Genomic DNA, 15,497 nt, shown 5'->3' with positions numbered 1-15,497 from the left:
ATTATGGGTAGAGATAAAGCATACGAAGAATGGCTTTGGGAACGAATTAAAGAACAAATTCCGAAGATATCTAAGCGTGAGGCTCGCTTTCGACAGGTTGATAAAATTCCTGCATTGGGAGCTTTCATGAAAACGTATGAATCCAATTGCTCAGAGTGCAAGCTTTATCGAAAAGAAATAGAGCGAGTTGTTGAGAATTTGCCCAAAGTGCTAAAATATAAAGGTCCAGAACTTGAGCGAGAAATTGAGGCTTGGAAAGAGCACTTAAAAGAAAAGCACGGCGTTTTCCCCGATCTTTATTTCAACTATCGGTATAGTAGTTACAGCTTCTTTGCAGGGCTTGTTGTTGGAGCCGTTTTGAGTTATTTGTTTTATGATACCGTTCTGTTGTCATCGGTTGGGCTTACAGCGTCAGCATTCCTTATCGCAGGTGTGATTTACGGCAGTCGCTTAGATGCAAAAGTGAAAAAAGAAGGGAAAAATTATTAATAATTTCACCAATTTGTTCGGTCGTGGAAAAATGATTAACTTCACGCAGTCTAAATAAAAATCTTTATTCGTATGAAAACAAGAATATTCTTAATGTTATTAGTTGGTGTTATGGTACTATCGTGTACGCAAGAAAAGAAAAAAATAAAGTATCCAAAGACAGAGAAAAAGGTGGTGACAGATGACTACTTTGGAACCAAGGTTGACGACCCTTACCGTTGGTTAGAGGATGATAGAAGTCCAGAAACGGAAGCTTGGGTAAAAGCCCAGAATGAAGTTACTTTTGACTATTTGGAGCAAATCCCATATAGAGAGAATTTAAAAAATGAGCTTTCAGAAATATGGAATTATGAGAAGCTGTCAACTCCTTTCAAGGAAGGTGATTATACATACTTTTACAAAAATGATGGATTGCAAAATCAATATGTATTATATCGTAAAAAAGGAGAAGATGGTAAGGAAGAACTATTTTTAGATCCAAATACCTTTAGTGATGATGGAACTACTTCATTGGGACAAGTGAGCTTTTCTAAAGATGGAAGTATTGTAGCATATTCAATTTCTGAAGGCGGGAGTGATTGGAGAAAAATCATCATTATTGATGCAGAAACCAAAGAAGTAAAAGAAGATACATTAGTCGATGTGAAATTCAGCGGTATTTCTTGGAAAGGGAATGATGGCTTCTTCTACTCAAGTTATGATAAACCTGAAGGAAGCGAGCTTTCTGCTAAGACAGATCAACATAAACTTTATTATCACAAGTTAGGAACATCGCAAAAAAATGATGAAGTTATTTTCGGAGAGAAAGAGAAGTACCGTTATGTGGGCGGCAGTGTTACAGAAGACGATCAATATTTAATTATCTCAGGAGCTAACTCTACCTCTGGCAATAGACTGTTTATTAAAGATTTGTCTAAAGCGAACAGTAAGATTGCTACCATAGATGAAGATATAAGTACTGATGTTTATGTTGCAGAAAATAAAGGAAGTAAGCTTTATATAGTTACGAATACAGATGCTCCAAATCAAAAGATGATTACCGTAGATGCTTCGAAACCGACAATAGGAAATTGGAAAGAATTAATTCCTGAGACAGAAAATGTATTGAGTATCTCTACTGGTGCCGGTTATATTTTTGCAACATATATGGTCGATGCTGTTTCTAAAGTATTCCAATATGATTATGATGGAAAATTAGTGCGAGAAATTGACTTGCCGGGCATCGGTAGTGCTGGTGGTTTTGGAGGTAAAAATGATGCTGAGGAATTGTATTTCAATTTCACAAACTACAGTACACCTGCTACATCTTACAAACTTAATCCAGAGGATGGTAGCTACGAAGTGTACTGGAAACCAAATATGGAGTACAATGCTGATAACTTTGAGAGCAAACAAGTGTTTTATACTTCTAAAGATGGTACAAAAGTTCCAATGATTATTACTTATAAAAAAGGACTGGAATTAAACGGAAAAAATCCAACGATATTGTATGGTTATGGTGGTTTCAATATTCCTTTAACGCCTGCATTTAGTGTGGCAAATGCTATTTGGATGAATAATGGTGGTGTGTATGCAGTAGCAAACCTGCGCGGAGGTGGTGAGTACGGTAAGGAGTGGCATCTTGCTGGAACTAAAATGCAGAAACAAAATGTATTTGATGATTTTATCGCTGCAGGAGAATATTTAATTAAAGAAAACTATACTTCATCAGATTATCTCGCAATTCGAGGAGGTTCTAATGGAGGTTTGCTTGTCGGAGCGACAATGACACAGCGTCCTGATTTGATGAAAGTGGCAATCCCTCAAGTTGGGGTATTAGATATGTTGCGTTACCATACTTTTACTGCAGGTGCTGGTTGGGCATACGACTTTGGAACAGCACAAGATAGTGAAGAGATGTTTAACTACTTAAAAAACTATTCTCCAGTACATAATGTAAAAGAAGGTGTTGAGTATCCTGCAACAATGGTGATGACTGGCGACCATGATGATAGAGTAGTTCCTGCGCATAGCTTTAAATTTGCTGCAGAGTTACAAGACAAGCAAGCTGGCAATAATCCTGTTTTGATTCGTATTGAGACCAATGCAGGTCATGGAGCTGGTACACCGGTAAGCAAAACCATTCAGCAATATGCTGATATATACAGTTTTATATTGTGGAATATGGATGTGAAGGAATTGCCAAAGAAATAACAAGCTATTCCTTTTAGATATAGAGAGATGCTACCCTTGTAGTGTCTCTTTTTCTTTTTAGAATAAAAACAATGCTTTTTGGCATGATAATGTTATTTTTGAAGAAGAAAATAAAAATATGACAGAATATTCAAATCATCGAAGTGCGTATGAAGTTCTTCAAGCATGTATTGCTAATGGAGTGAAACAGGTGGTAATCTCTCCAGGCTCACGTAATGCACCACTTGTTCTTACTTTTGCAAAACAACCTGATATTGAATGTTTTAGTGTTGTTGATGAACGAACGGCAGCATTTTTTGCCTTAGGATTAAGTCAGCAATCACACTTGCCAACTGCCTTAGTCTGTACTTCTGGAACAGCAGTGTTAAATTATGCACCTGCTGTAGCTGAAGCTTATGAGCAGAATATTCCTTTATTGGTAATTTCTGCTGATAGACCGGAAGAATTTATAGACCAAGGTGTAGGGCAAGCGATTAGACAGAAAGGAATACTAAACAATTTTGTTGAAAAACACTATCAATTACCTGCAGGGAGTGAGCGAAAAGATGTTGCTTATGCGAGACGAATGGCAAATGAAGCTGTTAATTTATGCAAACAAAAACACCGCCCTGTACATATTAATATTCCATTTTGGGAGCCTTTATATGACAAAACAGAGTATGATGATGACAAGCATAAAGTGATTCACTCAACAGAATTATCGCAACAGCTTACAAAAAATGAACAAGACCGATTGTTAGCTAAACTGAATGATGCATCTAGTGTGTTGATTGTAGGAGGATTTATTTCAGAAAATTCTAAACTTAATGATTTGCTTGATTCTATGGTAAATAAGGGGAAAGCAGTCGTTTTAACTGAGAGCATTGCCAATCAAAAAAGTGATAAGTTTTATTATAATATCGATAGATTACTATCAGCTATGCCTGAAAATTCATCTTTTCAGCCTGATTTGTTGATAACTTTCGGAGGAACATTAATTTCCAAGATGGTGAAACAGTGGTTACGTAAAGACCCTCCGAAAGAGCATTGGCATTTAAATAAAAGAGACTACTTTGTAGATACATTTCAGTGTTTGTCAGAGAACATCCCATTGAAACCAGAAGTTTTCTTTGAGCAAATATCAAAAGGATGGAAAAAAAGCGACGAAGAATATTCTACTAGATGGAGAGAACTCGCTAAGATTGCAGATAAGAAACATCACAATTATCTAAAAGATTTATTATGGAGTGATTTTCAAGCATTTAATGTCATACTAAAAAATCTTCCAGCCCAGAGCCTGTTGCATTTAGGAAATAGTACGGTAATCCGCTATCATCAATTATTTCCGTACAATGCTGAAGTCAGTTATTTTTCCAATCGTGGTGTAAGTGGTATTGATGGCTGTACATCTACAGCAGTTGGAGCTGCTTATAATTTTGATGGTTTTACGACTTTAATTACAGGAGATATCAGTTTGGGTTACGACAGTAATGCACTGTGGCATCAGTATGTAAACCCAAAGTTGCGAATTATTGTTATCAATAATGGCGGAGGTGGCATTTTCCGCTTCTTGGAAGCCTCATCGAAGCACCAAGAATTGGAACAATTTTTTGAAACAACACATAGCAACCAAAGCTATGAGCATTTAGCATCACATTGGGGAATAAATTACCAAAGTGTTGACAATAAAAATGATTTGGAACTTAAGTTAAAAGATTTTTATACAGGAAATAAAGCAAGAATTTTAGAGATATTTACTCCACAGATAGATAGTGCCAAGGTATTGCGAGGGTATTTTAGATTTATGAAGAAAAAATAATTGATGTTGTATTTAAGAAATTCTGTCACATTGGGTGGGTTTGTGAGTAACGAGCAAGTTTGTATGAAGAGGTTGAGTATAGAGTTCTCGATACGATTTCTTCAAAAATAACTCGAACTGACAACCCTATTTAATAAAGTATGGCTATATTTTATGTTTACATATTAAGATGTTCTGACGGGAGTTATTATACGGGTGTTACGTCAGATATTGAAAATCGCTTGTTAGAACACCAAACAGGTTTTCATAAAGATAGTTATACATATAAAAGACGCCCTGTAGAATTGGTTTTTTATACTGATTTTTCAGATATAAATATGGCTATTGAAAAGGAAAAGCAATTGAAGAAGTGGTCGAGATTAAAGAAAGGAGCTTTAATTGATGGGAAATTTGAAGATTTAGTAAATTTGTCTAAAAAAGATTTTATAAGATAAAATAACAAACAATTATTTGTCACATCGAGTGGATTTGCGAGGAACGAGCAAATTTGTATCGAGATGATGAGAATGAAGTTCTCGATACGATTTCTTACAAAATCACTCGAACTGAAAAGAAAAAAATAAATATTATGAAAAGAGAATGGAAGTCAATAAAAGAATATAAAGATATTCGGTTTGAATTTTTCGAGGGAGTTGCGAAAATCACAATAAATAGAGAGCAGGTTCGTAATGCATTTCGTCCACAAACGGTAAATGAGATGCTGGATGCGATGGATATAGCTCATGAGAATTCGGATGTAAGAGTTGTCGTACTAACTGGTGCTGGAGATAAGGCATTCTGTAGCGGTGGTGACCAAAACGTAAAAGGAATTGGTGGGTACGTAGGTGACGATGGTGTTCCTCGGTTGAATATTTTAGAGATGCACAAGAAAATACGTTCTATTCCTAAGCCAGTAGTAGCAATGGTTAATGGTTATGCTATTGGAGGCGGACATGTATTGCATGTAGTTTGTGATTTATCGATAGCTTCAGAAAATGCTATTTTTGGTCAAACAGGACCTAAAGTGGGATCTTTTGATGCTGGCTTTGGTTCTTCATATTTGGCACGTATTGTTGGACAGAAGAAAGCCCGAGAGATTTGGTTCCTATGCAAGCAATATTCTGCTAAAGAAGCACTTGAAATGGGGTTGGTAAATACAGTTGTGTCACTTGAGAGACTAGAAGATGAAACAATAGAATGGTGTCAGAGAATGATTGAACTTAGTCCTATGGCATTGCGTATGGTTAAGCGCGGTTTAAATGCTGAGCTTGACGGGCAGAGAGGACTTATGGAAATGGCAGGTGATGCAACCTTGATGTTTTATTTAATGGAGGAAGCACAAGAAGGTAAAGAAGCATTCTTGGAAAAACGGAAGCCAAATTTTGACCGTTTCCCTAAATTCCCATAAATCGATCGTATAATGAATAAACAGCCTTTGGTTTCAGTGCTGATGCCTCTCTATAATAGTGAAAAATATGTTGGAGCATCGATTGAAAGCATTTTACAGCAAACGTATCAGAATTGGGAGTTGCTTATTGTGAATGACGGCTCTACGGATAATTCAAAAAATGCAGTGTTGTCTTTCCAAGACAGTCGTATCAAATATTTTGAAAATGAAGAAAACAAAGGAATTGTTTACACTCGTAATAGGCTAATGAATCTGGCGGAAGGTGATTTTATGGCTAATTTAGATAGTGATGATATTGCTTACCCCAAACGATTGGAAAAGCAGTTACAATATCTTCTCAACAATAAAGAATGCAATCTTTGCGGTAGTTGGGCATATAAAATAACTGAAAGCAATGAACGTATTGGAAAGTTGCAACCTCCAGTCCATGATGAAGATATTTATATTAATATGCTTTTTCAATTTTCTTTTGTTCACTCTACATTGATGATGCGAAAATCAGCTCTAGGTGCTTCCAGGTACAATAAGGATTATTCCGTAGCAGAAGATTATGACTTTGTCGAACGCTGGAATCCGAAGGCACACAACTTGCCAGAGTATTTAGTTGGTTACCGATGTCATCCAGAAAATATATCTCAAGAGAAAGCTGAGTTAATGGCTGAAAGACGAGACAGTATCATAAGAAGGCAACTAGAAGAATTCGGAGGAGATTTCACAAAAGGTGATGTGACTCATTTAATAGTAATAGGCAATCTTTTAGAGAATAATGAAAACTCAAAAATATTCAAGAAGAATCTTAACGGAACAATAGAAAAGTTAATTCAAAGGAATAGACAACAAAAGGTTTTTAATCAACATCGGTTTGTCGCTTTTCTTTGGTATCGCTGGATATTTTATTTTGCATCTCAAAAACGTTGGAAAGATGCTTTATCATTCTATAAAGCATCTTTAAATCCAGCAATTTTAAAGCATTTGTTGCCTTTACTGTATAAAAAAGGATTCAGATAAAATAGCGGATTTTTACATTTTACCGTAAAAAATGTACCTTTGAATAGAATAGACCAAATTAAAATAAATAAGAATGAAAGACGGAATTTACGCGAAATTGAATACGACAAAAGGTGAAATCTTATTAGAGTTAGAATATCAAAAAACACCGGGAACAGTTGCAAACTTTGTTGGTTTGGCTGAGGGTAAAATTAAAAATACTTCCAAAGAAGCAGGTACTCCATACTACAATGGATTGAAATTCCATAGAGTAATTGAAGATTTTATGATTCAAGGAGGTTGTCCTCAAGGAACTGGTGTTGGTGGTCCTGGTTATCAATTTGATGACGAATATCATGTAGAATTAAAGCATACAGGACCTGGAATATTGTCTATGGCAAATGCTGGTCCAGGCACCAATGGCAGCCAGTTTTTTATAACCCATACAGCAACACCTTGGTTAGATAATAAACACACCGTTTTTGGTAAAGTTGTGGAAGGCATGGATGTGGTAAACTCCATAAGCCAAGGGGATACAATTGAGGGCGTTGAAATTGTTAGGGTTGGCGAAGATGCAGAAAAATTTGATGCAGTTGCTACTTTTGAGAAGTTTAATGCTGATAAAGCAGAGCGAGAAGCCAAAGCTAAGCAAGAACAAGAAGAAGCTTTGAAGAATTTAACTGAAGGATTTGATAAAACAAGCAGTGGACTTTATTACAAAATAGAAGAGCAAGGAGAGGGTAAAAAGCCAATAAAGGGACAAACCGTCGCTGTACACTACACAGGCATGTTTACCGATGGAGGTGTTTTTGATTCGTCACATAGCAGAAAACAACCAATAGAATTCTTGCTTGGAATGGGCCAAGTTATAACAGGTTGGGATGAAGGTATTGCATTGTTGAACGAAGGAGGAAAAGCTAAATTAGTAATTCCTTCAGATTTAGCCTATGGCTCTGCTGGTGCTGGAGGCGTTATTCCACCGAATGCTACCTTATTGTTCGATGTAGAGTTGGTAAAAGTGAAATAATATCTCTGCAAATAAAAGTAGTTTTGTCACGCTGAATCAAGAGGAGAGTCTTTTCTAATTAAACAAAGGAGGTGTTAAGACTCCTTTTTAATAAAATTTTTCATATGTATTATATAAAAAAAGGATTATTGCTTGTTGTGCTATACTTTTTAAGTTTCAATTTGTATGCACAGGATACAATAGTTTATCTTGAGGAGGTTGTTGTAGCTAAAAAAATCAATAAAGACAGTCACAAGATATTAAAAACACGAGGAAGACAGAATGGATATTATGCTATAAGTCAGGGGATTTCTTTTGTTGGAGAAGTTGAGGTTAAGAAGAGTTTTTCAGGTGTTTTGAAAGATGTGTCTTTTTTCTTTAGTAATCAACGTAGCTTGAATCCAAAAGAAACTGAATTTGAATTGCTGTTGTTTGATAGAGATGAAAACGGCAATCCAAACGAGAAATTGACAGAATCGAAATTAATCTTCAAAGTGTTGAAAAATGAAAATGGGAAAGTGACCATTGATCTATCTCCCCTGAATTTAAAGGTAAATAATAACTTCTTTGTGGGAATAAAAAGATTAGATGAAGATACTGAATGGAATTTTTACGTGGATATTAGACATAAGAAAGGTAATATTATTTATTTTAAATTACCCGAGACTGATAGCTGGGAAGTGTTAGAAGGAAAAAATATTGATATGGAAATTCGTTATGTTGTAGAGTAAACAAAAACCATTTGTAATTTTTAAAATGCTTCGCTTTGTTTAAAGTGAGGCATTTTTTATAAACTGAATTTAGCTAAACATTGGTGTTTTTCGTACATTTGTAGCATCGAAAAAAGAAGAAGATGAAATCAGAAGACGTTTTTAAAAAAGTAGTAGCACATTGTAAGGAGTATGGTTATGTATTTCAATCCTCAGAAATTTATGACGGATTGGGAGCTGTGTATGATTATGGTCAATACGGTGTAGAACTAAAAAATAATATTAAGAAATATTGGTGGGATGCCATGGTGCTTTTGCACGATAATGTTGTAGGACTTGATAGTGCTATTTTTATGCACCCAAAGGTTTGGGAAGCTTCTGGTCATCTTGATGCATTCAGCGACCCATTGATTGATAACAAAGACAGTAAAAAACGCTACAGAGCTGATGTTTTAATTGAAGAATATTTGCAGAAAATAGAGGGGAAGATTAATAAAGAAATCGATAAAGCAAAAAAACGTTTTGGCGATGCCTTTAATGAAGAAGAGTTCCGATCAACAAATCAAAGAGTTTTAGCAAACCAAGCAAAAATTGATGAAACGCACAGTCGTTTTGTAAAAGCCTTGGAAGATAATAATTTAACTGACTTGCGTCAATTAATTATTGATTGTGATATTGCTTGTCCGGTATCTGGAAGTCGAAATTGGACAGAGGTTCGTCAATTTAATTTGATGTTCTCTACAGAAATGGGCTCAACTGCTGAGGGAGCAAATACTATTTATTTGCGTCCGGAAACGGCTCAAGGTATTTTCGTAAACTACTTGAATGTTCAAAAAACAGGACGAATGAAATTGCCTTTTGGTATTGCCCAAATAGGTAAAGCCTTTCGTAATGAAATAGTGGCACGTCAGTTTATTTTCCGCATGCGTGAATTTGAACAAATGGAAATGCAGTTTTTCGTACAACCGGGGGAAGAAATTAAGTGGTTTGAATACTGGAAAGAGGCACGAATGAAATGGCATAAGGCATTAGGTTTTAATGATGAAGATTACCGTTATCACGATCATGATAAGTTGGCTCATTATGCCAATGCTGCTACTGATGTTGAATATCAATTTCCATTTGGATTTAAAGAAGTAGAAGGAATTCATTCACGCACTGATTTTGATTTGTCACAGCATCAAAAATTTTCAGGAAAGAAAATCCAATACTTTGACCCTGAACGTAATGAAAGTTATGTTCCTTACGTAGTTGAGACTTCTATTGGAGTGGATAGAATGTTTTTACAGGTTTTGTCAGCATCCTATGAGGAAGAAGTAATAAATGAGGAAAAGAATGATACGCGTGTAGTATTGAAACTTCCAGCACCTTTAGCTCCTGTAAAATTAGCAGTTCTTCCTTTAGTGAAGAAAGATGGTTTGCCCGAGAAAGCAAAAGAAATTATCAAAGAATTACGTTATTCTTTCAATTGTCAATACGATGAAAAAGATTCTATTGGTAAGCGTTATCGTCGTCAAGATGCCATAGGAACACCATTTTGTGTAACTGTTGACCATGATACTATGGAAGATAATACGGTAACGATACGCTATCGTGATACGATGGAGCAAGAGCGTGTGAAAATTCAAGATTTAGAAAAGATTATTGGGAAGCAAGTCAACTTACGAACGTTGTTAGAGAAATTGTAAAAAATGACTCCCAAGGTCTCTATAATTATTCCGGCATACAATGTTGAAAAATACATTGCGGAGTGTTTAAGGTCTGTGTTAGCACAGACCTTTTCTGCATGGGAGGCTTTAGTTATCGATGACGGTTCTTCAGATGATACTTTAGAAGTAATACGAACGTTTAATGATATTCGCATAAAATCCTTTACCCAGGAAAATATAGGACTTTCTGCTACTCGTAACCAAGGTGTGAAAATGGCTGAGGGGAAGTATGTTCTTTTCTTAGATAGTGATGACCGATTACAAAAAGAAACTATAGAGAAGTGCTACAGCTTAATTGAAAAGTATAATCTTGATGCGGTCACCTTTGATGGCTATGATTTTATAGAAAAAAATGGAACAGAAGAAATATTAGAGGGTGGCTATTTCGATAGAAGTAAAAAATTAGAAGAAAAAATTTACTCTGGACAAGAGTTTCTCAAACGGGAAGTTTTTCAAAAATCTGTAGTCGTAAGTGCTCCATTCTATTTCGTAAAGAAGGAAAAACTAGTGGAAGTTCTTTTTGTAAAGGGTCTACTTCATGAGGATGTTCTGTTTCACTACCAATTGATGCCGTTGTTGGATAATATTTATTATTTGCCAAAGAAATTTTATCAAAGGAGATTGAGAGAAAATTCTATAGTGCATACAACTGCTTCATTAAAATCGATAGAATCGTATCAAAAGATTATTTCTTATTTGCAGAAAAGATATTTCCATGTTGAATCTAATCAGAAGAAACTCTATAGAAAGATAATTGAAAAAAATATGTTGCAAGTCGGGAAGTTGGGGAAACGTTTTTTTTTCAGTAAAAACGCTAACAAAAAACAAGGTTTTCGTATTTTAAAAGACATTTTAAATCAAGGGAGTTTCAAAATTATTTTCTTAAAATATATTTACTTCCTCATGGGAGCTATTTATTATGTATTTGCAGATATAAAATCATTCGTCAAATAATTTCCAAGAAAAGCCAACATTAACACCCAAGGTGTATGGTTTCAAGTTGTTATTATTCGTAACAGTATTTAGCAAATATTTCACTTGCGGTTCTAGATTTACAGAGAGTTTAGAATTCAGTTGGTAGTTGAATTTTAAACCCAGATTTGCTGAAAATGATGTTTTATTAATATTTGTACTTTCAGCGAATTGTTGATTCTCATTAATATAAATATTGTTTTTATTTCTTAATAAAGTACTGATTCCAGTTGTTGTAAACAAATCAAACGAAGAAGTTTCAAGCCATTTGTATTCAACGCCTAACGGAATTTCTATAAATTGTAATTCGTAAGACAAAGTTTCGTAAATAGGTTGAGAGTTTTTGAGTTCCATACTCGAGTAAACCATGTCTTCATAAAGACCAGATGTAGGTAGAGCAACTTTCAAATTTGAAGCTGAAATTATATTGTTTTCTATAGAAACATCATTCCCATAGGTCAAAGCAAGGGGAATATCTTGGGTTTGCTGTTCTATATTCAACACTCCTATACCTGATCGAATTTTCAATTTAGAATTTACTTGAACACTAAAATTAGATCCGTAAGTCATTGCCACCCTATTGGTTGTAGAAAAATCATTCATTTTGGCTGTGATTAGATTGGCATCACTTAGTGGCATAATGCTAGTAATCCCAGTATAAGGTGAAATTTCAATTTGAATTTTTTTATTTTTCTTAGAGAACATTTCCTTTGGAGCATTTTCCTGTGGGGACAGATTGTTTGTTTTCTTTATGTTTTCTCTATTATCAACAGTTGTATGAGTATTTTCATTCCACTTCTTTTGCGTTACTTTGGAATTATCCTTTTGGTTTTCAGGTTTGTTACGAAGTTCCTTCTTGGGTTCTTTTTCTGGAATGTCTTCTGTTATAGAATTGGAGGAAATAATTTGCTCACTTTTTTTTGCTAGATAGATAGTTCTTTTATTAACATCAGTTTGTTTTGAAATCTCATCTTCATTTTCTGTTGCAATTTCTGTTCTTTTCTTTTCTTTGATTCGTTTTTGAAAAACTTGTTTTTCAGGAGTTTGAGTGTAGTATTTTGCTTCCTTAGGTTTAGATAAAAATAAAATTATCCCAATACCTATTGGAAACGCTAATAGAGCTGCAACACCCATCCATCTTTTCCAAAAGATAGAAGACGATGATTTTCCTTGGTCGAGGCTAGTCTCAATGACATCCCACGCCGTATCTGGCGGAGCAACCTGATGCTCTCCCAGCTGTTTTTTTACGTTATTAAAAAAATTATCTTCCATCTTTATTTATTATTCAATATATTTTCATCAGCTATTGCATTTTGCAACCACTTTCTAGCCCTATAGAGGTTCGACTTGGAGGTGCTTACACTTATTTGCAATTGGTTAGCTATTTCTTGGTGCGTATATTCCTCAAGCACATACATATTAAAGACTGTCCGATATTGTTTAGGCAGTTGCTGAATGAGTTCAATAAGTTTCTCGTTTGTCGGAAGTGTAACGGGACTATCTTCCTTAGTCACATGGTTTAGAGTCTGTGCATTGTATTGGTGTTCAACGGTGTCTGTCACTATCCAGTTTTCTTTACGGTGCTTGTCAATACAAGTGTTTACCATAATGCGTCGTATCCAGCCTTCAATAGACTCAGACCTCTTATGAGATTGAATATGTTGAAAGACTTTGATAAAACCGTCTTGGAAGGCGTCTTGAGCATCTTGCCTAGAATGACAATATCTCATACATACAGCAAACATTGTACTTGCATATTTATTGTACAATGCTTGCTGTGCTTTTTTGTCGTTTTTACAACAAAGAGCAATGAGTATGTCTATATCTTGATCCAGTTGTACTTACTTCATTTTAATATGGATGTCTTTTGTTATAAAGATATCCGTATTCGTGGTCGTGTCTTTCCCAGCCCAGAATTTAAACTTGTAATTTCCAGAGCGTATAGGATTAAAATCCAATACAGGAGCTATAGTTTTTTCCTCACCACATGCAACCTCCTCTTCATCATATTGAATTGCAATAGCTGATACAGTTCGTATAGAATCTTGAGGTTTGTAGTCAAAGGTATAAAATGCTTGGCACTTATCCTTTAACTTAGTGTAGGTAGTGATTTTAATGACTCCTCCAAAATCTGCAGTATCAGGCATACTGATGCTATCAAATGGGGTTACGAAGTAACCATAATTGATATAATCATCATCGTCATCAAAACAAGACTGTAACAAAAGGGTAGCCGTTACTAAAGCTACTCCCAATAACAAATACTTTTTCATATCATTTAGCTTTTAAAATTAAAATCTATAGTATAGACGTGAAAAAATGCAAAAGGTTGCGTCTAAAGTCAGAAAAAATATCGGAATTGATAGTCTATAAATATTATTCTACAGCCTGTGTATTTTTAGCCTTCACAAAAATTTCTTTAGTGATGTACTTGTCAACTTCAGTAGTGGGATTCTCACCAGCCCAAAACAAAAAAGTGTATGATCCAATGTTATTCGGCGTGAAGTCAATATTTAACGTAAGATCTGTAAGTTCTCCACAATCTTGATCCTCATGTTCTATTGCTTTAGCCGTAGATATTATCTGTTTCCCAAAAGTTACGTAGTCCATAGTTAAATATACCTGGCAACCTTGCTTTATTAATGAGTGCGCAGTAAATGTGGTTTTCTGGTCTAGAAAGATTGTATCAGGAATGTCAACGCTATTTATAGGGATAGATACATAGTTAAAGTCCTTAACAAAATCATCATCTGTACAGGAATAAAGCCCGATAAGTATGATGGGAAGAAACAATCCCCACAAGGATTTATTTTTCGTAAAATAATATTTCAACATAGCCTTCTTAAAAAATGAAACGTTAATGCAAAATAAAGAAAAAATAGTATGCTAAAGAAATAAAAAAAAGCTTGTAACATTTTGCTACAAGCTTTGAGGGTAAGCGACCGGGGTCGAACCGGCGACCTCTGGAACCACAATCCAGCGCTCTAACCAACTGAGCTACGCCTACCATTTTTATCGGGTGCAAATATACATATTTTTCTTTAGATAGATTAAAAGATCCTTGTTTTTTGAGCAAATAATTTATTATTTTTGTTTCTTATGAAGCCTTTACGAGAATTATTTACGGAAATTAATAAACGGATTTTTAACCATAGAGATGGTGAAATTCGTGAAATGCACAAAGAATATGGTGCAACTTATAAAAAGTCACTTGGAGTACCTATCGTATTTTTAGAATCCATAGCATCTGACTATGCGCCATCTCATGAGTTAGCCCGATTATTTTGGGAATTTGGGGGAAGAGAACAAACCATTATGGCAGCTATGCTAGAAGAACCAGATAAAGTAGAGGTTAAAGAATTGGAGGCTAATATCCTTGTTGCGAATACGCCTGAACTGTGGGAGCAGATTACCCGACAATTATTAAGGCGTTTGCCTGATATTGATTCGTACATCCATCGGTGGTTGAATGATGATGAAGAGGTCTTGCATATTTTTGCCATTTTATCCTTAGGTTATTTGCCCAACTTATTCTCTACCCATATTTTACAAAGCATCATGCGAATAGAGGTTAGAAAAGGGAGCTATCTTGAAAAATGTATGCAACGTGTATTGCTAAAAGTTGGAGTGAGAGATAAAAAAGTTTATCAAATGATGAATCAAAACCTTAAAATGCGTACAGCTTATGCTTCCTTATTGCAAGAAATAGCTGATTTCTATGAATAAAAAAAGCATTAAAGTGGATTACCTTAATGCTCTCTTTAATCGAAATTATTTTACAGTTGTTACTTCTTAGCTTCGTCTGTTTTGTTCACTACTTTTCCTTTGATTCTTAGAACTTTTCTTTGAGAACCTTCGTTGGTAGTTACAGTGATTGTTTTTTGGAAAGTTCCTAAGCTAGCAGCATTGTAAGTTGCTAATACCTCTCCTTTTTCACCTGGTTTTACCGGCTCTTTAGTATATTTTTTACTAGTACAACCACATGAAGTTCTTACGTTCGTAATTCTTACAGGCCTATCACCATTATTGATAAATTCATAAGTTGCAGTAGCAGGAATGCCTCTTGGAATTTCACCTAAATCAGCAACAGGGTTTAACCATTCTAAGCTTGATTCTGACTTTGGTGCAGGCTTATTAGTGTTTTGGTCTTGTGCAATAGCAAAGGATAGACCTGCGAACAATGCAATTGCAATTAAAATACTTCTTTTCATAATTAATGATTTTATTATACTTTATGTTTAACGTG

16 protein-coding genes and 1 tRNA gene are annotated in these 15,497 nt (G+C 35.0%); 11 read left to right on the top strand and 6 right to left on the bottom strand.

What is annotated here, in order from left to right; translation table 11 throughout:
* Positions 1–3 precede the first annotated feature (3 nt).
* The 10 genes from C7377_RS00670 (at position 4) to C7377_RS00625 (ending at position 11,233) form a co-directional block, all read left to right on the top strand.
* The gene (locus C7377_RS00670) at positions 4–489 is read left to right on the top strand and encodes a hypothetical protein (protein ID WP_116495420.1); all 486 of its coding nucleotides are present in this window, start codon (positions 4–6) and stop codon (positions 487–489) included.
* A 72-nt stretch (positions 490–561) separates the two neighbouring features.
* A complete protein-coding gene (locus C7377_RS00665) occupies positions 562–2,682 on the top strand; it encodes a prolyl oligopeptidase family serine peptidase (protein ID WP_116495419.1) in 2,121 nt (706 codons plus the stop codon).
* 118 nt (positions 2,683–2,800) lie between these two features.
* Positions 2,801–4,480 carry a 2-succinyl-5-enolpyruvyl-6-hydroxy-3-cyclohexene-1-carboxylic-acid synthase gene (gene menD / locus C7377_RS00660; protein WP_116495418.1) on the top strand — a complete coding sequence of 560 codons (1,680 nt, stop codon included), beginning with the start codon at positions 2,801–2,803 and terminating at the stop codon, positions 4,478–4,480.
* A 140-nt stretch (positions 4,481–4,620) separates the two neighbouring features.
* On the top strand, positions 4,621–4,914 hold the full coding sequence (locus C7377_RS00655) for a GIY-YIG nuclease family protein (RefSeq protein WP_116495417.1): 294 nt from the start codon (positions 4,621–4,623) through the stop codon (positions 4,912–4,914).
* 131 nt (positions 4,915–5,045) lie between these two features.
* The gene (gene menB / locus C7377_RS00650; protein ID WP_207778413.1) at positions 5,046–5,867 is read left to right on the top strand and encodes a 1,4-dihydroxy-2-naphthoyl-CoA synthase; all 822 of its coding nucleotides are present in this window, start codon (positions 5,046–5,048) and stop codon (positions 5,865–5,867) included.
* A 12-nt stretch (positions 5,868–5,879) separates the two neighbouring features.
* Entirely contained in the window at positions 5,880–6,875 is a 996-nt protein-coding gene (locus C7377_RS00645; protein WP_116495416.1) for a glycosyltransferase family 2 protein, read from the top strand.
* 73 nt (positions 6,876–6,948) lie between these two features.
* Entirely contained in the window at positions 6,949–7,881 is a 933-nt protein-coding gene (locus tag C7377_RS09860; RefSeq protein WP_116495415.1) for a peptidylprolyl isomerase, read from the top strand.
* A 104-nt stretch (positions 7,882–7,985) separates the two neighbouring features.
* The gene (locus C7377_RS00635) at positions 7,986–8,591 is read left to right on the top strand and encodes a hypothetical protein (RefSeq protein WP_116495414.1); all 606 of its coding nucleotides are present in this window, start codon (positions 7,986–7,988) and stop codon (positions 8,589–8,591) included.
* Positions 8,592–8,713: 122 nt separating this feature from the next.
* Positions 8,714–10,258, top strand: a complete 1,545-nt coding sequence (locus C7377_RS00630; RefSeq protein ID WP_116495413.1) for a glycine--tRNA ligase — start codon at positions 8,714–8,716, stop codon at positions 10,256–10,258.
* 3 nt (positions 10,259–10,261) lie between these two features.
* A complete protein-coding gene (locus C7377_RS00625) occupies positions 10,262–11,233 on the top strand; it encodes a glycosyltransferase family 2 protein (RefSeq protein ID WP_116495412.1) in 972 nt (323 codons plus the stop codon).
* On the opposite strand, the gene C7377_RS00620 is transcribed toward C7377_RS00625, so the two are convergent.
* The 5 genes from C7377_RS00620 to C7377_RS00600 form a co-directional block, all read right to left on the bottom strand.
* Positions 11,219–12,523 carry a hypothetical protein gene (locus C7377_RS00620; protein ID WP_116495411.1) on the bottom strand — a complete coding sequence of 435 codons (1,305 nt, stop codon included), beginning with the start codon at positions 12,521–12,523 and terminating at the stop codon, positions 11,219–11,221. The genes C7377_RS00625 and C7377_RS00620 overlap by 15 nt on opposite strands.
* Positions 12,524–12,525: 2 nt before the next feature.
* On the bottom strand, positions 12,526–13,020 hold the full coding sequence (locus tag C7377_RS00615) for an RNA polymerase sigma factor (protein ID WP_262494775.1): 495 nt from the start codon (positions 13,018–13,020) through the stop codon (positions 12,526–12,528).
* Positions 13,021–13,092: 72 nt separating this feature from the next.
* On the bottom strand, positions 13,093–13,524 hold the full coding sequence (locus C7377_RS00610) for a hypothetical protein (RefSeq protein ID WP_116495409.1): 432 nt from the start codon (positions 13,522–13,524) through the stop codon (positions 13,093–13,095).
* Positions 13,525–13,627: 103 nt separating this feature from the next.
* Positions 13,628–14,086 (bottom strand): hypothetical protein, encoded by a 459-nt coding sequence (locus C7377_RS00605; protein WP_116495408.1) that lies wholly within the window; start codon positions 14,084–14,086, stop codon positions 13,628–13,630.
* A gap of 98 nt (positions 14,087–14,184) precedes the next feature.
* A tRNA-His gene (locus tag C7377_RS00600) sits at positions 14,185–14,258 on the bottom strand.
* Between the two features lie 92 nt (positions 14,259–14,350).
* Here C7377_RS00600 and C7377_RS00595 point away from each other — a divergent pair.
* Complete coding sequence (locus C7377_RS00595; protein ID WP_116495407.1) at positions 14,351–14,977, top strand: hypothetical protein; 627 nt, start codon at positions 14,351–14,353, stop codon at positions 14,975–14,977.
* Positions 14,978–15,036: 59 nt separating this feature from the next.
* On the opposite strand, the gene C7377_RS00590 is transcribed toward C7377_RS00595, so the two are convergent.
* Positions 15,037–15,462, bottom strand: coding sequence for a DUF1573 domain-containing protein (locus C7377_RS00590; protein WP_116495406.1), 426 nt, complete (start codon positions 15,460–15,462; stop codon positions 15,037–15,039).
* Positions 15,463–15,497 lie beyond the last annotated feature (35 nt).

This window comes from Balneicella halophila, assembly GCF_003096835.1.
Lineage (GTDB): Bacteria > Bacteroidota > Bacteroidia > Bacteroidales > Balneicellaceae > Balneicella > Balneicella halophila.
This window is presented reverse-complemented; position numbering and strand designations above follow the sequence as displayed.